The sequence below is a fragment of the Halomonas sp. 141 genome (assembly GCF_002810305.1).
In the GTDB taxonomy this organism is placed as follows: Bacteria; Pseudomonadota; Gammaproteobacteria; order Pseudomonadales; family Halomonadaceae; genus Vreelandella; species Vreelandella stevensii.
In genome coordinates, this window is record NZ_PINZ01000002.1 from 148,095 (window position 1) to 173,631 (window position 25,537).

23 protein-coding genes are annotated in these 25,537 nt (G+C 62.3%); 18 read left to right on the top strand and 5 right to left on the bottom strand.

The features are described 5' to 3' along the window. Nucleotides 1-10 precede the first annotated feature (10 nt). Entirely contained in the window at nt 11-1,240 is a 1,230-nt protein-coding gene (gene argJ / locus CWI66_RS02075) for a bifunctional glutamate N-acetyltransferase/amino-acid acetyltransferase ArgJ (protein WP_100730792.1), read from the top strand. 77 nt (nt 1,241-1,317) lie between these two features. Further along, complete coding sequence (locus CWI66_RS02080; protein ID WP_026001651.1) at nt 1,318-2,274, top strand: Nudix family hydrolase; 957 nt, start codon at nt 1,318-1,320, stop codon at nt 2,272-2,274. Between the two features lie 146 nt (nt 2,275-2,420). Here CWI66_RS02080 and CWI66_RS02085 read toward each other — a convergent pair whose 3' ends face one another. Then, a complete protein-coding gene (locus CWI66_RS02085; protein ID WP_016913531.1) occupies nt 2,421-3,323 on the bottom strand; it encodes a carbon-nitrogen hydrolase in 903 nt (300 codons plus the stop codon). Between the two features lie 66 nt (nt 3,324-3,389). Further along, on the bottom strand, nt 3,390-4,460 hold the full coding sequence (locus CWI66_RS02090; protein ID WP_198517422.1) for an agmatine deiminase family protein: 1,071 nt from the start codon (nt 4,458-4,460) through the stop codon (nt 3,390-3,392). Between the two features lie 198 nt (nt 4,461-4,658). On the opposite strand from CWI66_RS02090, the gene CWI66_RS02095 reads away from it, so the two are divergent. Both CWI66_RS02095 and CWI66_RS02100 read left to right on the top strand, forming a co-directional pair. Then, on the top strand, nt 4,659-5,900 hold the full coding sequence (locus tag CWI66_RS02095) for a lipoprotein-releasing ABC transporter permease subunit (protein ID WP_016913533.1): 1,242 nt from the start codon (nt 4,659-4,661) through the stop codon (nt 5,898-5,900). A gap of 10 nt (nt 5,901-5,910) precedes the next feature. Beyond that, nucleotides 5,911-6,621 (top strand): ABC transporter ATP-binding protein, encoded by a 711-nt coding sequence (locus CWI66_RS02100; protein ID WP_016913534.1) that lies wholly within the window; start codon nt 5,911-5,913, stop codon nt 6,619-6,621. Nucleotides 6,622-6,632: 11 nt separating this feature from the next. Here the strand turns inward: CWI66_RS02100 and CWI66_RS02105 are convergent, their stop codons facing one another. Next, a complete protein-coding gene (locus CWI66_RS02105; RefSeq protein WP_016913535.1) occupies nt 6,633-7,184 on the bottom strand; it encodes a DUF2062 domain-containing protein in 552 nt (183 codons plus the stop codon). Between the two features lie 95 nt (nt 7,185-7,279). On the opposite strand from CWI66_RS02105, the gene CWI66_RS02110 reads away from it, so the two are divergent. From CWI66_RS02110 to murB, 7 genes are read left to right on the top strand one after another with little or no spacing between them, the layout of a single operon-like run. Further along, on the top strand, nt 7,280-9,574 hold the full coding sequence (locus tag CWI66_RS02110; RefSeq protein WP_100730793.1) for a DNA internalization-related competence protein ComEC/Rec2: 2,295 nt from the start codon (nt 7,280-7,282) through the stop codon (nt 9,572-9,574). A 56-nt stretch (nt 9,575-9,630) separates the two neighbouring features. Beyond that, nucleotides 9,631-11,367 (top strand): lipid A export permease/ATP-binding protein MsbA, encoded by a 1,737-nt coding sequence (gene msbA / locus CWI66_RS02115; RefSeq protein WP_100730794.1) that lies wholly within the window; start codon nt 9,631-9,633, stop codon nt 11,365-11,367. Next, the gene (lpxK, locus tag CWI66_RS02120) at nt 11,364-12,380 is read left to right on the top strand and encodes a tetraacyldisaccharide 4'-kinase (RefSeq protein WP_081137076.1); all 1,017 of its coding nucleotides are present in this window, start codon (nt 11,364-11,366) and stop codon (nt 12,378-12,380) included. The genes msbA and lpxK overlap by 4 nt, the downstream gene beginning before the upstream one ends. After that, the gene (locus CWI66_RS02125) at nt 12,373-12,582 is read left to right on the top strand and encodes a Trm112 family protein (protein WP_026001654.1); all 210 of its coding nucleotides are present in this window, start codon (nt 12,373-12,375) and stop codon (nt 12,580-12,582) included. The genes lpxK and CWI66_RS02125 overlap by 8 nt, the downstream gene beginning before the upstream one ends. Next, nucleotides 12,582-13,364 (top strand): 3-deoxy-manno-octulosonate cytidylyltransferase, encoded by a 783-nt coding sequence (kdsB, locus tag CWI66_RS02130; protein ID WP_100730795.1) that lies wholly within the window; start codon nt 12,582-12,584, stop codon nt 13,362-13,364. Before CWI66_RS02125 ends, kdsB begins: the two co-directional genes overlap by 1 nt. Next, complete coding sequence (locus CWI66_RS02135; RefSeq protein WP_081194104.1) at nt 13,361-13,828, top strand: low molecular weight protein-tyrosine-phosphatase; 468 nt, start codon at nt 13,361-13,363, stop codon at nt 13,826-13,828. The genes kdsB and CWI66_RS02135 overlap by 4 nt, the downstream gene beginning before the upstream one ends. 25 nt (nt 13,829-13,853) lie before the next feature. Next, nucleotides 13,854-14,849 (top strand): UDP-N-acetylmuramate dehydrogenase, encoded by a 996-nt coding sequence (gene murB / locus CWI66_RS02140; RefSeq protein ID WP_100730796.1) that lies wholly within the window; start codon nt 13,854-13,856, stop codon nt 14,847-14,849. A gap of 52 nt (nt 14,850-14,901) precedes the next feature. Here murB and rne read toward each other — a convergent pair whose 3' ends face one another. After that, nucleotides 14,902-18,243 (bottom strand): ribonuclease E, encoded by a 3,342-nt coding sequence (gene rne / locus CWI66_RS02145; protein ID WP_198517423.1) that lies wholly within the window; start codon nt 18,241-18,243, stop codon nt 14,902-14,904. 697 nt (nt 18,244-18,940) lie between these two features. On the opposite strand from rne, the gene CWI66_RS02150 reads away from it, so the two are divergent. The 3 genes from CWI66_RS02150 to sppA all read left to right on the top strand — a co-directional run bounded on the left by CWI66_RS02150 (nt 18,941) and on the right by sppA (nt 21,796). Then, a complete protein-coding gene (locus CWI66_RS02150; protein ID WP_100730798.1) occupies nt 18,941-19,891 on the top strand; it encodes an RluA family pseudouridine synthase in 951 nt (316 codons plus the stop codon). A 10-nt stretch (nt 19,892-19,901) separates the two neighbouring features. Next, a complete protein-coding gene (locus CWI66_RS02155; RefSeq protein ID WP_081137088.1) occupies nt 19,902-20,552 on the top strand; it encodes an HAD family hydrolase in 651 nt (216 codons plus the stop codon). A 128-nt stretch (nt 20,553-20,680) separates the two neighbouring features. After that, complete coding sequence (gene sppA / locus CWI66_RS02160) at nt 20,681-21,796, top strand: signal peptide peptidase SppA (protein WP_081194094.1); 1,116 nt, start codon at nt 20,681-20,683, stop codon at nt 21,794-21,796. 21 nt (nt 21,797-21,817) lie between these two features. Here sppA and CWI66_RS02165 read toward each other — a convergent pair whose 3' ends face one another. Beyond that, nucleotides 21,818-22,420, bottom strand: a complete 603-nt coding sequence (locus CWI66_RS02165; protein ID WP_100730799.1) for a Maf family protein — start codon at nt 22,418-22,420, stop codon at nt 21,818-21,820. 172 nt (nt 22,421-22,592) lie between these two features. On the opposite strand from CWI66_RS02165, the gene CWI66_RS02170 reads away from it, so the two are divergent. The 4 genes from CWI66_RS02170 (at nt 22,593) to fabD (ending at nt 25,509) form a co-directional block, all read left to right on the top strand. After that, the gene (locus CWI66_RS02170) at nt 22,593-23,141 is read left to right on the top strand and encodes a YceD family protein (protein WP_016913548.1); all 549 of its coding nucleotides are present in this window, start codon (nt 22,593-22,595) and stop codon (nt 23,139-23,141) included. A 36-nt stretch (nt 23,142-23,177) separates the two neighbouring features. Continuing rightward, nucleotides 23,178-23,348 carry a 50S ribosomal protein L32 gene (rpmF, locus tag CWI66_RS02175; protein WP_009099300.1) on the top strand — a complete coding sequence of 57 codons (171 nt, stop codon included), beginning with the start codon at nt 23,178-23,180 and terminating at the stop codon, nt 23,346-23,348. 41 nt (nt 23,349-23,389) lie between these two features. Continuing rightward, on the top strand, nt 23,390-24,400 hold the full coding sequence (gene plsX, locus CWI66_RS02180) for a phosphate acyltransferase PlsX (protein WP_026001658.1): 1,011 nt from the start codon (nt 23,390-23,392) through the stop codon (nt 24,398-24,400). A 149-nt stretch (nt 24,401-24,549) separates the two neighbouring features. Then, the gene (gene fabD, locus CWI66_RS02185; RefSeq protein ID WP_100730800.1) at nt 24,550-25,509 is read left to right on the top strand and encodes an ACP S-malonyltransferase; all 960 of its coding nucleotides are present in this window, start codon (nt 24,550-24,552) and stop codon (nt 25,507-25,509) included. Nucleotides 25,510-25,537: the final 28 nt, after the last annotated feature.

The following is a 25,537-nucleotide window of genomic DNA, read 5'->3' on the forward strand; positions in this document are numbered from 1 at the left end:
GGAGAGAAACATGGCGGTGGGTAACCTTCCCTTTCCGGAGTTGCCACCCCTTGAAGGGGTGCGTCTGGGCACTGCAATGGCGGGCATCAAGAAGCCGGGCCGCCGCGATATGGTGGTGATCGAGCTACCCGAAAGCGCCAGTGTGGCGGGCGTGTTTACCCGCAATGCGTTCTGCGCAGCGCCGGTCACCGTGGCCAAGGAGCACATGGCGCAGTGCCAGGCGGCGGGGAAGGCCCCTCGCTATTGGCTGATCAATACCGGTAATGCCAATGCGGGTACCGGCGATTCAGGGATGCAGGATGCTCGTGAGAGCTGCGAGGCACTGGCCGCGCAGGCAGGCGTTTCGGCGCAACAGGTGCTGCCGTTTTCGACCGGTGTGATCGGTGAGCCGCTGCCCATGGCGCGGCTGTTGGCGGGTCTGTCGCCAGCGCTGGATACCCTGGCGGCGAGTAGTCAGGCTTGGCAACACGCCGGTGAAGGTATACTGACCACCGACACCCGCGCCAAAGGGGCAACGGTGACGCTAGCGCTGGGGGACCAGCAGGTCACCATCAACGGCATTACCAAAGGGTCGGGCATGATCAAGCCCAACATGGCCACCATGCTGGGGTTCGTGGTCACCGATGCGGCCATCGAGCAAACGCTGTTGGCAACCCTGCTGCGTGAGACCGTCGACCGGTCGTTCAACTGCATCACGGTGGATAGCGACACCTCCACCAACGACGCCTGCATGCTGGCGGCCACGGGTACCGGCGTTCGCATCGAAAGCGATGAGCAGGTGGCGATTTTCCGCAACGGCCTGCAGCGCGTGATGACCGAGCTTGCACAGGCCATCATTCGTGATGGCGAAGGAGCGACCAAGTTCGTCACTTTGCAGGTCGATGAGGCGCGTACCCGCCAGGAGGCACTGGATGTCGCCTTCACCGTCGCCCACTCACCGCTGGTGAAAACCGCGCTGTATGCCTCGGATGCCAACTGGGGGCGTATTCTGGCCGCAGTGGGCCGTGCGCCAGTTGAGGCCTTCGACGTCAGCCGAGTGGTCATCGACCTCGGGGACGTGCGCCTGGTGGAGCAGGGCGGTCGCGCCAGCAGCTATACCGAGGCCGCTGGCAGTGCGGTCATGGCGCAGGAGGAGATCACCATTCGGATCACGCTGGGTCGTGGTGAGGAGGGGGCTACCGTGTGGACCTCCGACCTTTCCCATGACTATGTGTCCATCAATGCGGATTACCGCAGCTAGGCTGTGGCATCGTGCTCAACAAAGCCAGATAGCGCCGTACCTGTCCCGTGCGGCGCGCACAGAGTGGATTAGACGTAATGAGTGTAATGGTAAAACGACGGGTTCATGTCGCGGCAGCGGCCATCATCAGCGCTGATCAGAAGCACGTGCTGATCGCGCGTCGGCCGTCCAATGTCGATCATGGCGGCCTGTGGGAGTTTCCTGGCGGCAAGCTGGCGCCCTATGAAACGGGCCTGGAAGGTCTGAAGCGTGAGCTGCATGAAGAGCTGGGGGTAGAGATCGTGCGCGCCCAGCCTCTGATTCGTGTGCACCACGAGTACCCGGACAAGCACATTCTGCTGGACGTGTGGCAAGTGCATGAGTTTGCCGGTGAACCTTTCGGGCGTGAAGGTCAGGCCGTGCGCTGGGTACCCATGGACGAGCTGGTGAACTACCCGTTCCCCGCCGCCAATCTGCCCATCCTGCGCGCAGTGATGCTGCCTACCGAATACCTCATTACCGGTGAAGAGGCCGATGATGAGCGGTTTGCGGCACTGCTGGAGCGTGCCCTGCGTGAGGATAGTGTTCGGCTGGTGCAGCTGCGGGCCAAGTCGCTGGATAAAGCGGCTTACCTGACGCGGGCAGAGCGTGCGTTGGCGCTGTGCCGCCAGTACGGCGCCAAGCTGCTGCTCAATGCCGAGCCGGAAGTGCTGGAGCAGGTGGATGCCGACGGTATTCATCTCACCAGTGCCCGTCTGATGTCGCTGGACCGCCGCCCCATTGCCGAAAACAAGTGGCTCTCTGCCTCGACCCATGACCAGACGCAGCTGTCTCAAGCCGCCGTGCTGGGCTGCGATTTCGTGACGCTGTCACCCCTGCGTACCACGCCCTCCCACCCGGAAGTGGCCCCCATGGGGTGGCACGACTTCCAGCAGTTGGTCGAGCGGGCGGGCATGCCGGTGTTCGCGCTGGGTGGCATGACGCGCTTCGATGCCAACCATGCCCGCGCCGTGGGGGCTCAGGGGATCGCGTCGATCCGCGATTTCTGGAAGTGAGCCCGTGACGTCCGGCCCTGCTTGCTGGCAGGCGACGGGCGACATGGCGTGAAGAAGGGACGCCTCGTGATGCAAATGAAAACGCCTGCTCGGGTTACCCGGGCAGGCGTTTTTTTATGATGGCGGTGGTTGAAAGAACGCTTGGCTCAATCCCGGTAGCGGCGCGTCAGGTCACCGTAGGCATCGATACGGCGGTCGCGCAGATAAGGCCAGATGCGTCGCGTGTTTTCACTGCGCGCCATGTCCAGGGTCACCACCAACTGCTCGCGCTGCTCGCCAGCGTGGGCCAGCAGTTCCCCCTGGGGGCCGCAGATGAAGCTGCCTCCCCAGAATTCGATACCCTCGCCGACGCCCGAATGGTCGACTTCGAAGCCCACTCGGTTGGCGACCAGTACCGGCAGGCCATTGGCGACGCCGTGGGCACGCTGAATCAGCGTCCAGGCTTCCTTCTGGCGAGCTTTTTCGGCAGGGTCGTCGCTGGGGTCCCAGCCAATCGCCGTGGGGTAGAGCAGCAGCTCCGCGCCCGCCAGCGCCATGAGTCGTGCGGCTTCCGGATACCACTGATCCCAACACACCAGGATGCCCAGGCGTCCCACCGAGGTGTCGATGGGGGTGAAACCATCGCCACGGGCGGCATCGGCATCGCCGGGGGTGAAGTAGAATTTCTCGTAGAAGCCGGGATCGTCGGGAATGTGCATCTTACGATACTGGCCCACGCGACCCTGGGCGCGGTCATATACCACGGCGGTATTGTGGTAGAGGCCTGCGGCGCGCTTCTCGAACAGCGAGCCCACCAGCACGATATCCAGCTCTTTTGCCAGGTCGGCCAGGCGCTGCCCGGTGGGGCCATCCAGCGGCTCGGCCAGATCGAACAGCGCCGGGTCTTCGTATTGGCAGAAGTAGTGGGTAGCATGCAGCTCCTGCAGCAGTACCAGCTGGGCACCCTGGCGGGCTGCTTCGCGAATACCGGCTTCGCTCTCTGCCAGGCTGCGCGCCTTGTCAGGCCAGGCAGCCTGTTGAATGACCGCAACGTTCAGCGTGTGTGACATGCCGTTCTCCTCAAGACGTTCACTTCAAGACGTTAGTTTGAAGACATTATCTTCAAGACATTATCTTCAAGACATGGAAACAATCGGGGCGAGTGTGCCTTTGGGTAGCTGCATGGTCAGGCAGTGCAGGCTGCCGTGCTGGCGAATCACGCTGACGCACTCGATCGGGATCAGCGTGTGCTCCGGAAACGCCGTGGCCAGGGCTTGCAGGGCAACCACGTCGGCGGGGTCACCATAGGTGGGCACCAGTACCGCCTCGTTGATGATCAGAAAGTTGGCGTAGGTGGCCGGCAGCCGGTGGCCATCTTCCGGGTCGAAACAGGCCTGCGGCCAGGGCAGAGCGATCAGGCGGTAGGGCTCGCCATTGCGCTGGCGGAATGCCTTGAGCTCCTGTTCCATGGCCTGCAGTGCCGGATAATGCGGATCTGTTGGATCGTCGCAGCGCACGTAGGCAATGGTGGTGGGGTCGCAAAAGCGTGCCAGCGTGTCCACATGGCTGTCGGTGTCGTCGCCTTCCAGGTGGCCATGAGCCAGCCACAGAAAGCGGTCCACGCCGAAATCTTCTGCCAGCCGGGCTTCCACGTCGGCGCGGCTGAGGGTCGGGTTGCGGTTGGGGTTCAGCAGGCAGGCTTCGGTCGTCAACAGCGTGCCTTCGCCGTCGGTCTCGATGCCGCCCCCTTCCAGCACCATGGCTCGGGAGGCGACGGGGCAGGCCCATATTCCGGCGTCGGCCAGCCATTGGGTGAGCTGGTTGTCGTGCTCGGCAGGAAATTTGCCGCCCCAGCCAGTAAAGGTATAGTCCAGCAGCAGGGGCTGATCCTCTTCGTCCAGCACCGTGATGGGGCCGTGGTCGCGTGCCCAGGTATCGTCGGTGGGTGCGACAATCAGCTGCAGCTGCGCGTCGGGGATACCGTAAGCGCTGAACGTGGCGAGCAGGCGTTGCCGAGTCGCCTCATCCGGCACGCTGATGATGACGCGTTGATAGCGTGCGGTGGCCAACACAATGCGCTCAAGGGTCGCTTCGATCCGCGATAGCATGGGCGCCCAGTCGCCGTCTGGGCGGGGCCAGGTCAACTGTAGGCCATCCTGAGGATGCCATTCGGGGAGCAAGCGATACGTCTTGATAGCCAATGTCACGGGTACTCGTGTCGAGGTAAGAGAGCTCGCCCAGCGGGCAAGAGGAACGGGCGCAATTTAGGGGGTTACCACGCAACTTGCAAGCGTTACCGTGTGCCAGGGAACAGCCGCTGCTTTCGCTACTCTAAGGCTGCGTTTGTACATGCAGCCATGCTGAAAAAACCGTACCATGGACGCTCATTATTAAGGAATGAAGCCATGCTTGATCGTTTGCCTTTCCTGGTGGGGCTGCGCTATGTGCGCGCTAAACGCCGCAACCATTTTATTTCGTTCATTTCGCTGACCTCGATGCTTGGGTTGATGCTCGGCGTGGCGGTGTTGATTCTGGTGTTGTCGGTCATGAATGGCTTCGATCATGAGCTGCGCACGCGTATCCTCGGCATGGTGCCGCACACCAAGATCGAAGCGCAGGAGGGTCTGGTCGAATGGGAGGCGCTGGCCAACCGGCTGACGCAGCGCGAGCGAGTGATTGGCGCGGCGCCCTACGTCGAGCAGCAGGGTATGTTCTCGTCGGGTGGGCGTAATCAGGGGGCCATGGTGAACGGCATCCACCCCGACTGGGAAGGCCAGGTGTCGATCATTGGCCAGCACATGCGGGAAGGTGAGCTGGCCGATCTGGTGCCCGGTGAGTGGAATGTGGTGCTGGGCTCCATGCTGGCCAGGCGTCTTGGCGTCGGGGTGGGTGACCGCGTCACGCTGCTGGTGCCCGAAGCGTCGATTACGCCCGCTGGGGTCTTTCCCCGGCTGAAGCGTTTCACGGTCAGTGGAATCTTCAGCGTGGGCGCGGATCTGGATGCCAATCTGGCCTATGCCAACATCGAAGACATGCAGACCCTGGCGCGCATGGGCGACGCCGTAGGCGGGCTGCGACTCGAGCTGGATGATCTGTTCGTGGCCGGGAGCGAAACCCAGGCCATCGTCAGGGAGCTGGGCTCGGGTTATCGTGGCACCGACTGGACGTTCTCCCACGGCAACCTGTTCCAGGCCATCCAGATGGAGAAGCGCATGATTGCACTGCTGCTGACGGTGATCATTGCGGTGGCGGCGTTCAACATCGTGTCCACCCTGGTCATGGTGGTGACCGACAAGCGTGCCGACATTGCCATCTTGCGCACCATCGGTGCCACGCCGCGCTCGATCATGGGTATTTTCATCGTCCAGGGGTTGGCCATCGGCTTGATCGGCATTGCCGTTGGTGTGGCGGTCGGCATTGCGCTGGCGCTGACCATCTCCGATATCATCGGCTGGTTCGAGAGTGCTTTCGGCATCCAGTTCCTCGATGCTGGGGTCTACTTCATCAGCGACTTGCCCTCGCGCTTGCAGTGGAGCGATGTGCGGGACATCGTGCTGGCCGCCTTCGGCCTGACGTTCCTCTCGACACTTTACCCTGCCTGGCGAGCAGCTCGGGTTCAACCGGCTGACGTACTGCGCTATGAATAAGGATGCTCCGATGACTTCGACGATTACTCAACCACCCGCCGTCATGCTGGAATGCCGTGGCCTGACACGGGTGTATAGCGAAGGGCCGCAGGATTTGACGGTGCTGGACCAGCTGGATCTGCAGGTACATGCCGGGGAGCGCGTGGCCATCGTGGGCAGCTCCGGTTCCGGCAAGACCACGCTGTTGAACCTGCTGGGGGGGCTGGATCGCCCCAGTGAAGGCAGCGTGGTGATCGCTGGCGAACCGCTGTCGGACCTCAACGAAGCCGCACTTGGCAAGTTTCGCAATCGCTATATCGGTTTCGTTTACCAGTTCCACCACCTGCTGGCCGAGTTCACTGCGCTGGAAAATGCCGCACTGCCGCTGATCATTCGCGGCCAGGCGAAAAAGGTCGCCGAACAGCGCGCTTTGCAACTGCTCGACCGAGTGGGCATGAAGGCGCGTGCCGACCACAAGCCTGGTGAGCTTTCCGGCGGCGAGCGCCAGCGTGTGGCCATTGCCAGGGCGCTGGTGACCGACCCGAGCCTGGTGTTGATGGATGAACCCACTGGTAATCTCGATCAGACCACCGCCAGCACCATTCTGGACTTGATGGATGAGCTGGCCAAGGAGAGCGCCTGCGCCTTCGTGATCGTGACTCACGATGTGAGCCTAGCGGCTCATCAGGATCGGGTCATGAAGCTGGATGGTGGGCGGCTCGTCGAGCAACTCCAGAGTTAATCGCTCAGGGGTTAATCGTCGAACTGCGATTCGATGCAGGCTCTGCGCCGTCGCCTTTTCAGGCGGCGGCGTTTCCAGTTATGGGAGACGTGCCAGCGCCAGATGAGCCGAATCGCGACGTTGGAGATGATGGCCAGCACGATGGCACTGATCAGGGAACCCAGCAGGAGGGGGGGCAGGATGTCGTGCATCTGCTCGGCTATCCAGCGGGTCGAAATGCGAGAAGGCGCCTCTCGCACCGGAGCGCCCAGCAAAAAAGTACCGATCCGATAATTGATATAAAAGATCAACGGCATGGTCAGCGGATTGGTGACCCACACCAGACCCACCGACAGGGCCAGGTTGCAGCGAGCCAGCCGTGCTCCCAGCGCGGCCACGACCATTTGAAAGGGAATGGGCAGCATGGCACAAAAAAGCCCGACGCTAAACGCGTTGGCAACGCTGCGTCGAGTGAGTAGCCACAAACCCGGATCGGCAATCAACGGCGCCATGAAGCGTAGCGATCGTTGGCGCCGGATGGTGTCCGGTTTAGGCATGTAGCGCTGCAGGAAACGGCGCGGCATGTCAGGTACTCTTGCTATTGGTGCAGGCTATTATCCACATAGCGCAGGGCTTAGGCTACGCTACTGAGGCGAAGGGTTTCGGCCAGGGAGGTGGAATGGGGCGAGGGAGTGCGGTGCCAGCGGCCTTGGCTGCGCTGTTGGGCGGTGCGCTGGCGGGTTGGCTGGGGGCCGAGCGAGACGCCACTTTGGCGCTGGCAGTGCTGATGGTGGCGGCCGTAGTCATGGCGACGACGCGCCCACGCTGGTCGATATGGCTAGCGCTGGTGGCACTGATGGTGCTGACCCTTCAGCAGGAGTGGGGCAAACGACTGCCCGACGGCTTGAGCGGCCAGGACCTGACGTTGGAGGCCCGCGTGCTCCACGTACAAAGAGAGGACGGGAGCAGCCAACGTTTGAGGCTGGCGGTAGAAGCGTGCCGCTCGCCGGAGCCCCTGCTGCCCTGTGATCGGCTGAAGCAAGTGCGGGTCAGCGCCTACTCGGCTTTTCCCTCGTCTGCCACCCAGTCCAGTGCGGTTTACGCCGTTGGCGAGCGCTGGCAGCTGACCGTTCGGCTGCGTCCACCCAGAGGCTTTGCCAACCCCAACAGCTTTGACTATGCCCAGTGGCTGTGGCGTGAAGGTATTCATGCCACTGGCTATGTACGCAACGACCCTGCGCCCGAACGTTTGTCGGAGGCGCCTTTCCAACTACGTCAGCAGGCGGTGGCCTACCTGGAGAGTAATGCGCCAGAGGCGCGTACCCAGCGCTGGCTGGCCGCGCTGACGCTGGGCGATAGCGACCAGCTGACGCAGCAGGACTGGGCGCTGTTGAATGCCACCGGGACCACGCACCTGGTGGTGATTTCCGGTTTGCACGTTGGCCTGGTAGCGTCCTTTGCGCTGCTGTTGGCCCGCTTGGCAGCACGGCTGATGTCTCCCGGTGACTGGCGCCTGCGCGTCTGGCCCTGGTGGGTGGCGGGGGCGGCTGCCGTGGGCTATGCACTGCTGGCAGGGCTGGCGCCGCCTGCCATGCGCGCCATGATCATGACCCTGCTGGGGCTATGGGTGTTGAGCGGGCGCCATGCGCCGGGCCCCTGGCAGGCCTGGTGGCTGGCATTCGCCATTATCGTGGTGGCCGACCCGCTCTCTCTATGGCGGCCCGGCTTGTGGCTGTCGTTCGTGGCGGTGGGCTGGCTGATCGTCATCTGGCAGGGGCGCCCTCGTCCTCGGGGTATCAAAGGCTGGTGCTGGGCGCTGCTGCGTTCCCAGCTGCTGCTGGCGCCGCTGATGGCGGCGGCAGTGCTGTTGGCATTTGGCCGAGTGGCGCCCGCGGCTCCGCTGGTCAATCTGCTAGCCGTGCCCTGGGTCAGCTCGATCATGGTGCCCTCGGCGCTGCTGGGGTGGCTGCTCGCACCGCTGCCTGGCATCGGGCTGGCCGCCTGGTGGGTGTTCGCACAGGCGCTGGCGCTGTTCCATTATCTACTGGAGGCTTCGTTGGCCCTGGCACCGCTGTGGCAGCCACCGCCCGAGCACGTCTACCCGCTGGCGTTGGCCTGGCTGCTGCTGGCGCTGGGCTGGGGATTGCCTGCCACGCCCAGCGGGGTGCGCATACTGGTCACGCTATTGGCGCTGAGCGCTCCCTGGTGGCCAAGTGAGCGCGTCGAAGAGCGTCGGCTGGTCGTCACCGTGCACGATGTGGGGCAGGGCCAGCTGGTCGAGCTGCGCAGCGCCGATTATCGGATGCTTTACGACACGGGGCCGCGTTTTCGCAGCGGTTTCATGCCCTTGCAAACGCTCTGGCCGCCTGGTCAGGCCTTCGACCTGGTGGTGGTCAGCCATGCCGATACCGACCATGCAGGCGGTGTCGAAGCGTTGCGGGACGAGCATCAGGTGGCGGACTGGCGTGCCCCGCTGGACGAGCCGCTGATCGTTGCCAGCACGCCCTGTGAGCAGGGCCAGCAGTGGCAGCAGGAGGGGATCATCTATCGTTTCCTCTGGCCCCCGGCAGGACATCAGCAGCTCTCTTCCAATGACCGCTCCTGCGTGCTGGAAGTCCAGGTGGGAGAGCATCGGCTGCTGATCACCGGGGACGTGGGGCGTCAGGTGGAACGCCACTTGCTGCCCCTGTTGGCTGGTGACGTCACGGTGCTGGTGGCGGGCCATCACGGCAGTCACACCAGCTCCGGTGTGCAGTTCGTCCGTGAAGCGATGCCTCGGCATGCCATCTTCAGTGCCGGACGCGATAATGCCTTCCAGCACCCGGCCGATGAGGTGGTACGGCGCTTTCGCCATCAGCACAGCTGCCTGTGGAGTACCGCCCATGATGGCGCGGTGCGTATCCGCCTGGAACCGGGGGTGCCCGTGCAGATAGATACCCAGCGGCGTGTTCCCGGTGGCCAGAAGCGGTGTTGAAGCGAGCCACCATAGGGTAGAATCGCCCCCACTGCACACTACTGCCGGGAGCGCGTGTGACTGATTCAGGTTGGGTACTCTATAAACGTTTGTTGAGTTATGTGAAGCCACACTGGCGCGCTTTCTCGCTTGCCGTGATCGGGTTTCTGATTTACGCCGCGTCCAGCACCGCGCTGGCCGAGATGATGAAGCGCCTCATCGATGGCATTCAGCATCCCGATGCCGCGTTTCGGCTGTTTCTGCCCTTGTTCGTCGTGCTGATGTTCGCAGCCCGAGGGTTGGGCACTTTCCTCAGTACTTATTTCATGGCCTACGTGGGGCGCTACGTGATTCATACGCTGCGCTGTAACGTATTCGATCACATGCTGCATTTGCCGGGGCGGTTTTTCGATCACCACTCCAGCGGCCATCTGGTGTCACGGGTGACCTACCATGTCGAGCAGGTTGCCGGGGCGGCGACCAACGCGGTGACCATCATTCTCCGTGAAGGGCTCTTCGTGGTGGGTCTGATTGGCTACCTGTTCTGGACCAACTGGATGCTCACTCTGCTGTTCATGGGCGTGACGCCGTTGATTGCCGCTGTGGTGAGTTACGTCAGCAAGCGCTTTCGGCGCATCTCCAAGCGCATCCAGCACTCCATGGGCGATGTGACGCACGTGGCTTCGGAAGCCCTCTCGGGGTATCGCGTGGTGCGCACCCATGGTGCCGAAGCCTATGAAAAGCAGCGCTTCGAACGTGTCAGTGAAGAGAATCGTCGGCAAAGCATGAAAGAAGCCATGACCCGGGCGGTCAGCTCGCCGGTGATTCTGATGCTGGTGGCCATTTCCATGGCCCTGCTGGTATGGCTGGCCATGGCCCCTCGTTTGATGGCCAACATGACGCCCGGTGAATTCGTTGCCTTCATTACTGCCGCTGCGCTGATGATCAAACCAGTACGTCAGCTCACCGAAGTGAACAGTGAGATTCAGAAGGGCATTGCCGCTGCTGCCGAGCTGTTCGGTCTCATGGACCTGGCCCCGGAGCGTGACGAGGGCGACGTGGTGCCGAGCCGCTTGACTGGCGAGGTGGTCATCGACCATGTCAGCTTCCGCTACGCCGACGACCAGCCCAACGTGCTGCACGATATTCAGCTGCGCGTCGCCCCCGGCGAATTGGTCGCTATCGTAGGGCGCTCGGGAAGCGGCAAGTCTACCCTGGTGAGCCTGCTGCCGCGCTTCTATCGACCCACCGAAGGCCAGATCCTGATCGATGGCATCGATGCCGACCGCTACGCGCTGGGGCCGCTGCGGCAGCAGATAGCGCTGGTTTCCCAGCAGGTCACCCTGTTCAATGCCACCATCGCCGACAATATCGCGTATGGCGTGGAAAATCCGGACATGGCCGCCGTGAAAGCTGCCGCAGAAGCCGCCTACGCCAGTGAGTTCATCGAGAAACTGCCGGAAGGCTATCTCACCGTGGTAGGCGAAAATGGGGTCATGCTCTCGGGCGGGCAGCGCCAGCGGTTGGCGATTGCCCGAGCCATCTTCAAGGATGCGCCGATTCTGATTCTGGACGAGGCCACGTCGGCGCTGGATACCGAATCCGAACGCTATATCCAGAAAGCCCTGGAGCGGGTCTGTGAGGGGCGCACCACGCTGGTGATCGCCCACCGCCTGTCGACCATCGAGCGTGCCGACCGCATTCTGGTCATGGACCAGGGGCGTATCGTGGAGCAGGGCACCCATCAGGCGCTGCTGGAAAAGTCAGGTGCTTATGCGGCCCTGCACCAGCTTCAGTTTCAGGAGCACGAGTGAGCCTGGCGAAGCGCTGGCTCGACGCCGCCTATGGGGGAAGCCCGTGGCTGGCGCCGCTGTTTCCGCTAGGCAGCTTATACCGTTATCTTATGTATCGTCGAGCACGCGATTACCGACGGGGGCGCAAGCCCGTCTGGCGGGCGGAGGTGCCGGTGATCGTGGTCGGCAATATCACCCTGGGCGGCACCGGCAAGTCACCGCTGGTGGCCTGGTTGGGGCGCTGGCTGGTCGCGCAGGGCTACTCGCCAGGCATCGTGACCCGGGGGTATGGTGGCACCGCACCCCATTATCCGCTTCATGTTACGCCCGCCACGGATCCCGCGCATAGCGGTGACGAACCACTCATGCTGGTTCAACAGACCGGGCTGCCCGTCATCGCAGACCCGCAGCGGGCTCGGGGCGCCCGAGCGCTGGTCGAGATGGGCTGCGATATCGTGATCAGCGATGACGGCTTGCAACACCTGGCGCTGGGGCGCGATATTGAACTGGTGGTGGTCGATGGCAGCCGTGGGCTGGGCAACCAGCGCTGCCTGCCTGCAGGACCGCTGCGCGAAGGCGTTGCTCGCTTGCAACAAGTGGATGCGGTGATCGTCAATGGCACGCTGACGGCTCCCTTGCCGGTGCCTTCGGTGGCCATGCAACTGGTACCCCAGGGCTGGCGCAAGCTGGCCAGTGGTCAGCACTATCCGCTGGCTCCTTTGCCCTTTACGCTGCCAGCACATGCGCTGGCGGGGATCGGCAACCCGCAGCGCTTTTTCAAGACCCTCGAAACGCTGGGGGTTCATGGGGAACAGCACCCCTTGGCGGATCATCACGCTTTCGATGAGCAAACATTCAAGCCCATGGCCTTCGGACCGGTGGTCATGACGGCCAAGGATGCGGTCAAATGCCGTGAGTTGGCCCCGGCGGACAGCTGGGTGCTGGAGGTGGAAGCGCGGCTTCCAGAAGAGTTTGAAGATTGGCTGGCTTCCAGGCTGGCAGAACTGACACAAAGGGGAAGCACCGATGGATAAGGAACTGTTGGCAATGCTGGTTTGCCCGCTCTGCAACGGCAAGCTGAAGTATCAGCGCGACGCACAGGAGCTGTGCTGCCACTATGATGGTCTGGCCTATCCCATACGGGACGGGATTCCGGTGATGCTGCCTGAAGAAGCGCGGCAGATGGACGCCGATGAGAAGCTGGCCACTTCACCTGGCCGTACCGGGGAGGTGTGATGGGCTCTGCGGCGCAATTCATCGCGGTCGTCCCGGCACGGTTCGGCTCTTCACGGCTGCCTGGCAAGCCGCTTCTGGATATCGCCGGTGAGCCCATGGTGGCCCACGTATGGCGTCGTGCCTGCGAGAGCCAGGCGCAACGAGTCATCGTAGCCACTGACGACGAGCGTATCCGTGACGCCATGCAAGCCTACGGCGCGGAAGTGGTCATGACCCGGGCCGACCATCCCTCCGGCACGGACCGGTTGGCCGAAGTGGCCGAACAGCTCTCACTGGCGGGCGACACGCTGGTCGTCAACGTACAGGGTGACGAGCCATTGATCCCTCCCGTATTGATCGACCAGGTAGCCCAGCGGCTGGCAGATGACCCCGAGGCGGCCATGGCCACCCTGGCCGAGCCCATCGGCGATGTGGATACGCTATTCAACCCCAATGTGGTCAAGGTGGTGCGTTCACTGCAGGGGCGCGCGCTCTATTTTTCCCGAGCGCCGATCCCCTGGGACAGAGAGCAGTTCAAGACTCCGCCCGATTGGCTCACCACCGATGCCTGGCTGCGCCATATTGGCATCTACGCTTACCGTGCCAGCTTTCTGGCCACCTACCGTGATCTGACGGCGTCCAGCCTGGAGCAGTTGGAACAGCTCGAGCAGCTGCGTGTATTGCAGCACGGTCACGCCATTCAGGTGGCGCTGGCCGCGGCGGCGAACCCGGCAGGGGTCGATACTCCGGAGGACCTGGCACGGGTACGCGCCCTGTTGTCGTCATCGGAGGATCGTCCATGAAGCGCGTGCTGTTCGTCTGTTTAGGCAATATTTGCCGCTCGCCCACCGCGGAAGGCGTTTTTCAGCAGGCCGTGGTGCGAGCAGGGCTGGATGACCGCGTCACCATCGACTCCTGCGGAGTAGGTGACTGGCACGTAGGGAAAGCCCCGGACCCCCGCTCCCAGGCGGCGGCGCGTCAACGAGGTATCGAGATTGGCCATCTTCGCGCTCGCCAATTGAAAGCCAGTGACTTCCACGAGTTCGACTACGTGCTGGGCATGGATCGCGAAAACCTCGCCGCCATGCGTGCTCTGCAACCGGCCAATAGCCAGGCCCAGGTAGGGCTGCTGCTCGATTACGCCGGGCTGCCGCAGAGCGATGTGCCTGACCCCTATTACGGTGGCGACGACGGTTTCGAGCAAGTGCTGGACTTGATCGAGCGTGCATCGCAGGGTCTGCTCGATGAGTTGCAGCGTGAACGCTAGCGCTGTCTCCCGCCCTGAGGTTCTGATGGCATCCTGGGATCTGACCCAGGCCAATACGCTGCGCTTGCCCTGTGTGGCCGAACAGTACGCGGCGCCGACCACGCTGGCGGCGTTGCAGGACGTGTTGCATCAGGCACGGCAGCAGCGGGGGCCGATGACGCTGCTCGGGGGGGGCAGTAACGTCCTGTTGCCGAGCCAGTTGTCAGGAGTGGTCATTCGTCCTTCGCTCCAGCAGTGGTGGTTGGAGCGGCGTGGCCGGGAGGTGTTGGCCTACGTAGGGGCGGGAGTGAATTGGCACGCCCTGGTGATGGCGCTGGCAGCGCGTGGCCTGTGGGGCTGTGAGAATCTGGCGCTGATCCCCGGTGACTGTGGGGCCGCTCCGGTGCAGAACATAGGTGCCTATGGTGTCGAACTGGCCGACGTGCTGGCGGCGGTGCAGGTGGTCGAACTGGCCTCGGGGGAAGTGCGCTGGCTGGATGCCGAGGCGTGTCAGTTTGGTTATCGAGACAGTCTCTTCAAACGTGAGTTGGCAGGCAAGGTGGTCATTACGCAGCTCGTCTTGCGGCTCTCGGAAACACCCAATCCGCAACTGGGGTATGGCGACCTGGCCGCACGGGTGTCTGCCGCGCCCGACCCGCTGGAGGTGGCGCGTGCCGTCTGCGCCATTCGCCAGGAGAAACTGCCGGATCCCGCCGTGCTGGCCAATGCCGGCAGCTTCTTCAAGAACCCGCTCGTGAGCGGTGACCATGCCCAGCGGCTGTTGAACGACTATCCTGGTATACCGCATTTTCCCCAGCCCGATGGGCAGGTGAAGCTGGCGGCCGGATGGCTGATCGACCAGTGTGGCCTGAAAGGGCACCGCCAGGGAGCGTTTGGCGTGCATCAGCATCAGGCGCTGGTGCTGGTGCACTTTGGTGGCGGTAATCGTGAAGAGCTGCTGGCGTTTGCGGATGTCGTGGCAGGTGCGGTCGTCGAGCGTTTTGGCGTCAGCCTGGAAGCGGAGCCACGAGTGATCTCCTGACGATAGCGCATAAAAAACCCCGCCGAGGCGGGGTTTTTTACGGCTGTCAGCATTACTCGGGTGAGTTTTGCTGGGCCTGCTGCTTGCGCTGTTCACGCGGGTCGTTATGAGCCCGGCGGCGGCGACGACGCGGCTTGGAGGCCTCTTCGTCAGCGGCGGGTTCGCCACTGGCGGCGGCGTCGGTCGCTGCCTGAGGGGCTTCGGGGGCTTTCTCTGCTGCTGCGTTTTCTGCAGCAGGCGTCGAGCGCTCCTGAGTCGCTTCCGTGGGCGCTTGCTCCTCGGCCGTGGCGGGCTTTTCCTCAGTGGTGACGGAAGATGGCGCTTCAGTGGCTGCTGAGGTGTCTTCTGCTGCTACTGCAGAAGACGCTTTTGAAGGCTCTTCCTCAGCTGCCGCTGAGGCTTTTTCTTCAACTACCGCAGAAGATATCTCTTCAACCACCGCCGAAGGCTCTTTCTCTACCGCCGCTGAGGGCTCTTTTTCAACCACTGCTGAGGGCTCTTCCGTAGTGGCGGAAGATTGGCTCTCATCGGCAGAAGGTGCTTCTGCCACGGTCGTTGAAGACTTTTCTTCAGCAACCGCTGAGGGCTTCTCTTCAACCGCCGCTGAGGGCTCTTTCTCTACCGCCGCTGAGGGCTCTTGATCAGCCGCCGAGGTTGGCTGTTCCTCACGTGGAGCTGTCGGCTCTTCTGTGGCTGCAGCGGGCTGCTCATGGGTGGCCGCCGGTGTCTGGGACTCTGTGGCGGATGCGGCGGGGGTGCCGTTGTCGTCTCCGGACGCGTTGGCTTGCTTGGCCGCTTCGTCGCGAATGGCCGGTTGACGGCGCTGGCGCGTTGACTTGCGTGCTTTGTCCGCACTGCTGGCGCGAGCGGTGGCCGTGGTGTCTTCTGCCGCGGCCTCTTCGGTGGCCTCCTGACGTGTGTCAGTGTGCGCTTCTGCCGCTTCGTTTGGCGATTGAGCCGCGGGCTCTTGCGTGGCTGTCTCTTGAGCAGCGGTGGCTTGAGTCGCCGTTTCTGACGCTGACGTGGCTTTCTTTGCAGGCGTTTCAGCGTCTGCCGCTGCTGGGGCAGGGGCTTCCTCAGGTGCCTGCTGGGCTTCTGCCTGGAGCTTCAGCTGTTCGGCTTCGGCCTGCGGGCTCAGTGCCTGCTTGCGTGAACGCTGGCGCGGGTTGTTGCGCGTGCGCTTCGGCTTGCCGTCATCCTTTTGCGGCTCGTCCTGCTGAACGGCTTCCGGGCGCTTGTCGTCCTGCTTGGGCTTGTTGTCGCGGGGTTTCTCGCGACGCTGCTCCGGCTGCGGGGCGCTGCTGGAAGCATCGTTCTGCGATGACTCCTTGGCGGTCTCTTTCTGACGCGTGTTGCGAGGCGTGCTTTCCTGAGCCCGGCTGTCGTCCTGCTGCGGATGACGACGACGGTTGCGGGTGCGGCTGGGGCCGCTGCGCTTGTCGTTGCTGTCGTCGTTGCGAGCAGCAGGTGCCTTGGTGGCATCGTTACGCTGGTCGCGTGAAGCGCTGTTTTCCTGGCGCTCCGGTGCTGAGCGCTCCTGAGACTGGCGCTCTTGCGCAGGCTTTTGACGACGCTCATTGCGCGGCGGGCGGCTTGGGGCTGCCGACTGCTCGGGCTTGCGGTTCGTCGAGCTGGCTTCCTGTGTGGCCGTCGTGCTGGCCTCATCGCCACCCAGCAGCTTGGCAAAACCGCGAATGAAGCGGCCCAGTACGCTGGGTTGCTCTGCAGGCGCTTCGGCCGCGGCTGGTTTGGCGGGCGCTTCTTCGGTTTGCAGCGACTCGGGGGCCGGAGCGTTGTGAGCGATGCTCTTGACCGCGGCTTCTGCCCGCTGAGCCGGAGCTGCGAAGCTGGGAGGCGGCTCTTTGCCAATCTCGGTATCCGTGGAGAGTTCGAAGCTCGACAGGGTGTGGCTGTCGTCTTCGTCCAGGTGGTCATCGCGCAGGCGTTGCACGTCGTAGTGCGGGGTATCCATCTCCGGGCTGGGCAGGATGACCACGCGCACGCCTTGGCGTGATTCGATATCCGCCAGCACGCTGCGCTTTTCGTTGAGCAGATAAGTGGCGACCGGCACGGGCAGGATGGCGCGGATCTGGGCGCTACGCTCTTTCATGGCCTCTTCTTCGATCAGGCGCATGATGGAGAGCGACAGCGAGCGCACATCGCGGATGGTGCCCTGGCCGTTACAGCGCGGGCAAACCACGCCGCTGGTTTCGCCCAGCGAGGGGCGCAGACGCTGGCGCGACATTTCCATCAGGCCGAAGCGCGAAATGCGGCCGATCTGTACGCGGGCGCGGTCCAGTTTGAGCGCATCGCGCATGCGGTTTTCGACTTCACGCTGGTTGCGAGCCGGGCCCATGTCGATGAAATCGATGACCACGAGCCCGCCGATGTCACGCAGGCGGAGCTGGCGAGCGATCTCGTCGGCGGCTTCGGTGTTGGTTTGCAGGGCGGTCTCTTCGATATCGCTGCCACGGGTGGCGCGGGCCGAGTTGATGTCGATGGAGACCAGCGCTTCGGTGTGATCGATGACGATGGAGCCACCGGAAGGCAGTTTCACTTCCCGCTGGTAGGCCGTCTCGATCTGCGACTCGATCTGGAAGCGCGAGAACAGCGGCACTTCATCGGCATACAGCTTGATCTTTTGCTGGTAGGAAGGCATCACCTGGCGGATGAATGCCAGCGCCTCGGCGTGGATGTCGGGACTGTCGATCAACACCTCGCCAATATCCTGGCGCAGGTAGTCGCGCATGGCACGGATGATGACGTTGGATTCGCGGTAGATCAAAAAGGGCGCAGGGCGCTTGGCGGACTCGGTGGTGATCGATTCCCACACCTGCACCAGGTAGTCCAGGTCCCACTGCAGCTCTTCGGAGCTGCGGCCAATACCGGCGGTGCGTACGATCAGGCCCATCTTGTCGGGAACCGTCAGCTGGCCCATGGCATCCTTGAGCTGGCTGCGGTCATCGCCTTCGATACGCCGCGATATGCCACCTGCACGGGGGTTGTTGGGCATCAGTACCAAAAAGCGTCCGGCCAGGCTGATGAAGGTGGTCAGGGCGGCGCCCTTGTTGCCACGCTCTTCCTTGTCTACCTGAACGATGACTTCCTGACCCTCTTTCAATACTTCCTTGATGTTGGGGCGGCCCGAAACATCCTTGATGAAATATTCGCGAGAGATCTCTTTCAGCGGCAGAAAGCCGTGGCGCTCGGCGCCGAAGTCGACGAAGGCGGCTTCGAGGGAGGGTTCTACCCGGGTGATTTTGCCCCGGTAGATGTTGGCTTTCTTCTGTTCGCGTGCGCCGGACTCGATGTCCAGATCGTAGAGGCGCTGTCCGTCTACCAGGGCGACCCGCAGCTCTTCGGGCTGGGTCGCGTTAATAAGCATCCGTTTCATGTGGTCTCACGTAGCATGTCGTGCCGTCAAACGAGGAGTCGTCGACGAACCGCTGTGTGCTGCGTGCTTGTGCTCGGCGCATGGTTATGCTGACGCATCAAGCCGGGAAGGCATCGTAGCCGACCCGGCCAATAGGGCGTTGAGTACGTGGCGGAGGCAGAACGTGTTTCGGTGGCTGTCACGTCCATCCGGCTCTGCTGACACCGCCTACACCTGGCATTCATCGATTCGTCAACGCCGGTTGTCGGCACAGCGTTGATCTTTGCGCCCCGGCATGACAGCGCCTTGTGACGAATAAGGTAACTGCCTGGCAGGGGCGTAACGTTTTTTTGCCAGTCGAGGCTGGCGGTATTCTTTTCCCTCTGCCGCGGTCAGGCGACAGAGGTGCTGCATTTCATTACGTAGAAGGCGGGCAATGCGTACACTGGCCTGGCCTCGTTGCTCTGACCTGCATGTTGGTCGGGCAGGTGCTTAGGCGAACGTGACGGACAATTCGCTAGACGACAATTTGCCATGCAAGGTGGCTTATTGCGTTTCAGATCAGCAAGTCACGTTGGCCGATGAGCGTCCTGGAATATAACAGTAAAGAGAAGCGTCAGCAATTGACGCAATGGCGTAAGGTCTACGCTAGAATGCCGCTTTTCAATCAAGGTCACTTTCCACCATGTGGCGTGGATGAGACCAGGAGTACAAGGTAATGTCCGAAGGGCGTGAAGTGCAGTGGGTGGAAATCGCCCCGGAGCAGGCGGGTCAACGAATCGATAATTTCCTCATGACACGATTGAAGGGCGCTCCAAGGGCGCTGATCTACCGCATCGTGCGCAAGGGGGAGGTTCGAGTGAACAAGAAGCGCGTGAAGGTGGACTATCGCCTACAGGGGGGAGACCTCGTCCGCGTACCACCTCTGCGCCTGGCACCCAAGGAGGCGGTCAAGGAGGTCAGCGATAACCTGCGCGACGTGCTGGTGGGTAGCGTCATCATGGAAGGGCCGGACTGGATGGTGTTGAACAAGCCTTCTGGCCTGGCGGTGCATGGTGGAAGTGGCGTCAAGATTGGTCTGATCGAGGCATTACGTCAGGTGCGCGACGATTTGAGCTTTCTCGAGCTGGTCCATCGTCTGGATCGTGATACCTCCGGATGTCTGCTGTTGGCCAAGTCGCGTGAGGCGCTGGTGACTCTTAACGAGGCGCTCAAGAAGCACGGCATGGACAAGCGCTATCTGGCACTGGTGGCAGGACGCTGGCCTGCCAGAAAAACCTATGAAAGTGCCCGGCTGGACCGCTTCGATGCCGGTAATGGCGAGCGGCGTGTGCGGGTGGATCCCAACGGCAAGGTATCACGCACCCATTTCTCCGTCGTGGAGGCCTTCGAAAAAGTGACGCTCATCGAGGCCGAGCCGGTAACCGGTCGTACCCATCAGATTCGTGTGCACGCAGCCCATGCGGGCCACGCCTTGCTGGGCGATGACAAGTACGCGACGCGGGAAAGCGAGCGGCTGTCTAAACAATTGGGTCTGGGACGCTTGTTTCTGCATGCGCGCTCATTGACCTTTCCCGAGCCTGGTAACGGTCGTCCGGTGACGGTCAAGGCGCCGCTGCCTGAAGCGCTGGAAGAGACGCTGGCGCGTGCGCGTCAGCCAAGCAAGTAGGGGGAGCCTGATGCGTTACGAACTGATCATCTTCGACTGGGATGGGACGCTGATGAATTCGGTGCCCAAGATCGTGTCGTGCATGCATGCCGCCGCAGCGGATGTACGCTGGCCGCCCCTGGAAGACAGCGCCATCGAAAACATCATTGGTCTTGGCCTGCCCGAAGCCATTGCAACGCTGTGTCCGGGCATTTCGCCGGAGCAGGCAGAGCGCTTGCGCCAGCGCTACTCGCATCACTTTGTGAGTGGCGACACGACGCCCATGCCTTTTTTCAACGGTGTCGAGGAGCAGTTGGCCAAGCTGCGTCAGCGTCCCCGGCAGCGGCTGGCCGTGGCCACGGGCAAGAGTCGTCGCGGCCTGGATCGTGTCTTTCGAGAAACCGATAGCGGCCAGTGGTTCGATGCCAGTCGTACCGCAGATGAAACCCGCTCCAAACCCCATCCACAGATGCTGCTGGAGCTACTCGCCGAGCTTAATACGCCGGTAGAGCGTGCGGTGATGGTGGGGGATACCGAATACGATCTGGAAATGGCACGCGCCATCGGCATGGATCGGGTCGGTGTGACCTATGGGGTGCACTCTGCCGAGCGGCTGGCGGCGTGCCAGCCTGTCTGGATGACGGATGACATTCCCACGCTGTTCGAATGGTTGCATGGCTGACGCTGGGTGACAGAGGGGCTGAGTTTTATATAGCTGATCCACGTGTACACAGCTATTGGTGGTCAATGCCCGAGAGGCAGACAGTATGAGAAACATCGTATGAGGGGAAATATCATGAGGGAAATAGTATGAGCGACGATCAGTCCCGCGATAGAGAGCAAGGCAGCCCCTCCCATGAAGAGCCGTCGGGAAGCGCGCAGGATCCTTGGACGCAGGGACCGCAAGTCGCTGCGACCGCGTCGAAAGCATCGGCCGCAGGTGAGCCGAGCGACGATGCCGAAACGCTGCGCGAACGTCAGCGTCTGGCCCAGCTGGAAATGATGGACCGCTGGATTGGTGGCGTCTTGACCGAGCAGCGCCGGGCGCGGCGGTGGAAGCTGTTTTTCCGTTTCGTCGTATTGACGCTGGTGCTGGTATCGATCACCACGACGCTGTACCGCGTTTTCGTGGCAGAGCCGACCTCAAGCGTGCCGGAACAGCAGCATCTGGCGTTGGTCGAGGTGCAGGGCGTCATTGCCAGTGATGCGCCCGCCAATGCCGAACGCATCATTCGCGGTTTGAATCGTGCCTGGGAGAGCGAGAGCGCGGCGGCGGTCGTACTGCATATCGACAGCCCCGGCGGGAGCCCGGTGCAGTCCCAGCGCATCCATGCGGAAATCATGCGGCTGCGTGATCTGGGTGACAAGCCCATCCTGGCGGTCATCGAAGACGTGGGAGCCAGCGGTGCCTACTATATCGCGTCGGCAGCGGATGAGATCATTGCCTCTCCCGCCAGCCTGGTGGGCTCGATAGGGGTCATTTACGCAGGCTTTGGTTTCCAGGAGGCGATCGATCGGCTGGGCGTGGAGCGGCGTGTCATGACCGCCGGTGAAAACAAGGCGTTTCTTGATCCGTTCCAGCCGCTCGATGAGGAGGTGGCTCAGTTCTGGCAAACGGTGCTGGCGCAGACCCACGAGCAGTTCATCGAGGACGTTCGGGCCGGGAGAGGCGAGCGCTTGAGTGGCGATTCTGAGGTGTTTTCCGGGTTGGTATGGAGCGGTGAGCAGGCGCTGGCGCTGGGGCTGGTGGATGAGCTGGCCAGCCTCGAGCAAGTGGCGCGGGCGCGCATCGGAGAAGCCGAGTGGGAGAATTACACGCCTCGCCTGGACCCCTTCGAGCGCCTGACGCGACGCTTCACCCAGGCGGCGGCGGAAGTGCTGGGGGTGGAGAGCGCCCGCTCGCCGCTGCGCTTCCAGGCCCCCTAGTGGTAAGCCTCCTGGTCGTGACTATGCAGTGCCGAGTGGGTCCATGCCTGCCTGGCGCAGCATGTCGCAAAGAGCGATCAACGGCAGGCCGATGAGTGCATTGGGGTCGCGCCCTTTCAGGCGCTCGAATAGCGTGATGCCGAGTCCTTCCATACGAAAGCTGCCCGCACTGTCCAGCGGTTGCTCCAGGGCGACATAGCGTTCGATCTCGGCGTCGCGCAGGGTTCGGAAGACGACATCGAACGTCTCTATATGCACCTGGTGGCGCTGCTGGCGAGTGTCCACCAGTGCCAGGCCTGTCAGGAAGCTGACGCGCTGGCCTGAAAAACGTTTCAGGTTGGCGCAGGCGCGCTCGGCGGTATGGGGCTTGCCCAGCACTTCGCCTTCGAACAGAGCAATTTGATCCGACCCGATGATGCAGTGTGCCGGAAAGGATTCGGCGACGGCGTGTGCCTTGCTCAGCGATAGTCGATGCACCAGGGCTTCAGGCGTTTCATGGGGCAGCGGTGTCTCATCGATATCCGGCGATTGGCACTGGTAGGGTAGCTGTAATCGGTCGAGCAGGGCTTGCCGCGAGCGTGAGCTGGAGGCCAGCACCAGCGTGGCATTGGGGGCGAGGGGCACGATACTCTCCTGTGAGTGACGAAACGGGGTGGAAGAAAGGGAAAATGCATCGCCGACAGTTTAGCGAAAAGCCCTGACGCATGCCTGTTGCGGCTGTGTGCGAGCAGAAACTGCCAAGAATTATGCTGCTGGCTTTGACACCGGCGGGGCGAGTGCCTATCATTGCGCGCCTATGTTGACCTCACAACTCCCCAGCCGGGTTGAGCCTTATAAGCTTGCAGCCCGCCGCGAACGACTCGAAGGCCTGGTAGCCTTGAACAAGCTGCCACGCCTGGCTGAAGAAGCCGGCGACCAAACGGGTGACTGTCACGTCATCCTTGAGTTTGGTGTCGATGCCCAGGGCCGTCGCGAAATTCGTGGTTCCTTGAAAGCGACTCTGGCGCTGCCTTGTCGTCGTTGTCTGGTGCCGCTGAATCAAGACGTGTCGAGTGATTTCCTTCTGGGAATGATTTCGGACGAAGCGTTGGCTGCCGAGCTGCCTGCCAGTCATGAGCCTGTGCTGGTGGAAAACGAACAGCTGGACTTGCTGACGGTAGTCGAGGATGAGTTGATCCTCAGCTTGCCGCAGGTGGTCTATCACGATGAGACCGAATGCCATGTCTCGGCGGAGCAGCTGGTCAGCAAGACCGAAGGCGCAGCGGACGAGTCCGCTCCTGCCAAAAACCCTTTCGCGGTGCTCAATGCTTTGAAAAGCAGTGGCGCTTTGAAAGGCAAAAAGTAAGCATCACTTACCCTACATACCTTGGAGTAAACACCCATGGCAGTTCAACAGAACCGTAAAACTCGTTCCAAGCGCGGTATGCGTCGTAGCCACGATGCGCTGAGCGCCCCGACCCTGTCTCAGGACAAGGAAACCGGTACGACTCACCTGCGCCACCACGTTTCTCCGGACGGTTTCTACCGTGGCCGCAAGGTGGTTGAGGTTTAAACCTCGCTCGACCTATCGCGCGGCCAATCAGTGTGAGTGCAGTGCGTCTTGCGATTGATGTCATGGGGGGTGACCAAGGCCCCCGTGCCATTATCGAAGGCTCTGCAAGGGCAGTAGTGGAAAATCCTGTGCTCGAGCTTGCCCTGTTTGGCCCGCATCAGCGTATCGTCGCTGAGCTCTCGCGCTTGCCGCAGCCCTTGGCTGCGGCAGTGTCACGTTTGGTGGTCATCGATGCGCCTGACAGCGTAGCGACTGATGCCACCGCCGCCTGGGCGTTGCGCCGGGGTCAGCACACCAGTATGGCGTCCATGCTGCGTCATGTGGCGGCTGGGCACGCCGTTGCAGGAGTGAGTGCTGGCAATACGGGGGCGCTTGTCGCGTTGGCGCGACGCGAGCTGGGCATGCTGGCAGGCTTCTCCAGACCAGCGATCAGTACCGCCATTCCTGCGCGTTCAGGGCGTCGCTGCTATTTGCTGGATCTTGGGGCCAACGTCGATTCACCTGCTGAACGTCTGGTAGACTTTGCCGCCATGGGAGCGGCCATGGCCCAGTGCATGGACGGTATCGAATGTCCGCGCGTGGCGCTGTTGAACGTTGGTTCGGAAGCCACCAAAGGCAGTGCCACGGTGCGTGAAGCAGATGCCTTGATCCGCCGTTATGCAGACCCCGGTTTCGACTATTGCGGCTATGCTGAGGGGGGTGATGTCTTCCAGGGCGAGCTGGACGTGGTGGTGTGTGATGGTTTCGTTGGCAATGTAATGCTCAAGGCAAGTGAAGGTTTGACTCGTATGCTGGTCGAGCGCGTCCAGATGGCGTTTGAATCGCGCCTCACTGGGCGGCTGGCAAGTCTACTGGCCAGGCCTGTACTCAGGCGCCTCAAGCAGGAGTTGGATCCGGTGCGCTATAACGGCGCTAGCCTGCTTGGGTTGCAGCATATCGTAGTGAAGAGTCATGGCGGGGCGCAGGCAGACGGCTTTTATTATGCCATTTTGCGAGCGCTGCACGAGGTAGAGCAGGATTTGCCCACTCAGTTGGCAAAACGCTTTCGCTGATGCCGCCGTGATCGGATGACAATAAACGATATACGATTTTGCGGGCTATTGGAGGCAGCAGGAGATGCCGACACCCGTTGTCAAACGGGGACAATAGCTACGCCTATCGCTCAATTGAGCAAATGCCTACAAGAGCAAAGGTGAACGACATGTCTCAACCCCTTGCCCTCATTTTTCCCGGGCAGGGCTCTCAGCAGCTTGGAATGCTGCGAGAGCTGGCCGAGCGCTACAGCGTGGTGGGAACGACCTTTGAGGAAGCGTCAGATGCGTTGGGCTACGATTTGTGGAAAGTAGTCCAGGAAGGACCTGAAGATGCATTGAACGCGACCGCATGCACCCAGCCGGCGCTGCTGACTTCCAGCGTGGCCATCTGGCGTGTGTGGCAGGAGTTGGAAGGGCCGCGCCCTAACGTGATGGCAGGCCACAGCCTGGGCGAATACAGCGCCATGGTGTGTGCCGGTGTCATGGGGTTTGCCGAGGGTGTGCAGCTGGTACGCCTGCGCGGCGAAGCCATGCAGCAGGCGGTGCCCGCTGGTCAGGGAGGAATGGCCGCCATTCTGGGCCTGGAGGACCAGGCGGTTGAAGATGCCTGTGCCCAGGCTGCCCAGGGCGACGTGGTGGCTGCAGTCAACTACAATTCGCCTGGTCAGGTGGTCATCGCGGGCAGCAAAGCGGCCGTCGAGCGTGCCATCGTCGCTTGCCAGGAGGCCGGGGCCAAGCGTGCGCTGGCCTTGCCTGTCTCAGTGCCTTCGCACTGTGCGCTGATGAAGCCAGCGGCCGAGCAGTTGGCCGAGGCCATGCAGAACATGGAGCTGCGTGCCCCTCGCTACACGGTGGTTCAGAATGTAGATGCCCAGGCGCATGCCGATATCGATACCCTGCGCACGCGCCTGATCGAGCAGCTTTACCAGCCGGTGCGCTGGTCTGCCTGCGTCGAGGCGATGGCCGAGCAAGGGGCGAGCGTATTTATCGAGTGTGGCCCAGGCAAGGTGCTGACTGGTTTGAACAAGCGTATCGTGCGCAGTGCCAAGGGGTTGGCGGTGAATGACCCGGATAGCCTGGATGCCGCGCTGGAGCTCGCTCGCGAAGCGTTGGCAAACGGTGCGTGACCAGCGGTTGTTTTCTGCTACCTTTGCT

What these genes read in the sequence shown, in the direction of transcription:
- argJ (WP_100730792.1), top strand. Translation starts at nt 11, where the DNA reads ATGGCGGTGGGTAACCTTCCCTTTCCGGAGTTGCCACCCCTTGAAGGG.
- CWI66_RS02080 (WP_026001651.1), top strand. Translation starts at nt 1,318, where the DNA reads ATGAGTGTAATGGTAAAACGACGGGTTCATGTCGCGGCAGCGGCCATC.
- CWI66_RS02085 (WP_016913531.1), bottom strand. Translation starts at nt 3,323, where the DNA reads ATGTCACACACGCTGAACGTTGCGGTCATTCAACAGGCTGCCTGGCCT.
- CWI66_RS02095 (WP_016913533.1), top strand. Translation starts at nt 4,659, where the DNA reads ATGCTTGATCGTTTGCCTTTCCTGGTGGGGCTGCGCTATGTGCGCGCT.
- CWI66_RS02100 (WP_016913534.1), top strand. Translation starts at nt 5,911, where the DNA reads ATGACTTCGACGATTACTCAACCACCCGCCGTCATGCTGGAATGCCGT.
- CWI66_RS02105 (WP_016913535.1), bottom strand. Translation starts at nt 7,184, where the DNA reads ATGCCGCGCCGTTTCCTGCAGCGCTACATGCCTAAACCGGACACCATC.
- CWI66_RS02110 (WP_100730793.1), top strand. Translation starts at nt 7,280, where the DNA reads ATGGGGCGAGGGAGTGCGGTGCCAGCGGCCTTGGCTGCGCTGTTGGGC.
- CWI66_RS02125 (WP_026001654.1), top strand. Translation starts at nt 12,373, where the DNA reads ATGGATAAGGAACTGTTGGCAATGCTGGTTTGCCCGCTCTGCAACGGC.
- kdsB (WP_100730795.1), top strand. Translation starts at nt 12,582, where the DNA reads ATGGGCTCTGCGGCGCAATTCATCGCGGTCGTCCCGGCACGGTTCGGC.
- CWI66_RS02135 (WP_081194104.1), top strand. Translation starts at nt 13,361, where the DNA reads ATGAAGCGCGTGCTGTTCGTCTGTTTAGGCAATATTTGCCGCTCGCCC.
- murB (WP_100730796.1), top strand. Translation starts at nt 13,854, where the DNA reads ATGGCATCCTGGGATCTGACCCAGGCCAATACGCTGCGCTTGCCCTGT.
- rne (WP_198517423.1), bottom strand. Translation starts at nt 18,243, where the DNA reads ATGAAACGGATGCTTATTAACGCGACCCAGCCCGAAGAGCTGCGGGTC.
- CWI66_RS02150 (WP_100730798.1), top strand. Translation starts at nt 18,941, where the DNA reads ATGTCCGAAGGGCGTGAAGTGCAGTGGGTGGAAATCGCCCCGGAGCAG.
- CWI66_RS02155 (WP_081137088.1), top strand. Translation starts at nt 19,902, where the DNA reads ATGCGTTACGAACTGATCATCTTCGACTGGGATGGGACGCTGATGAAT.
- sppA (WP_081194094.1), top strand. Translation starts at nt 20,681, where the DNA reads ATGAGCGACGATCAGTCCCGCGATAGAGAGCAAGGCAGCCCCTCCCAT.
- CWI66_RS02170 (WP_016913548.1), top strand. Translation starts at nt 22,593, where the DNA reads ATGTTGACCTCACAACTCCCCAGCCGGGTTGAGCCTTATAAGCTTGCA.
- rpmF (WP_009099300.1), top strand. Translation starts at nt 23,178, where the DNA reads ATGGCAGTTCAACAGAACCGTAAAACTCGTTCCAAGCGCGGTATGCGT.
- fabD (WP_100730800.1), top strand. Translation starts at nt 24,550, where the DNA reads ATGTCTCAACCCCTTGCCCTCATTTTTCCCGGGCAGGGCTCTCAGCAG.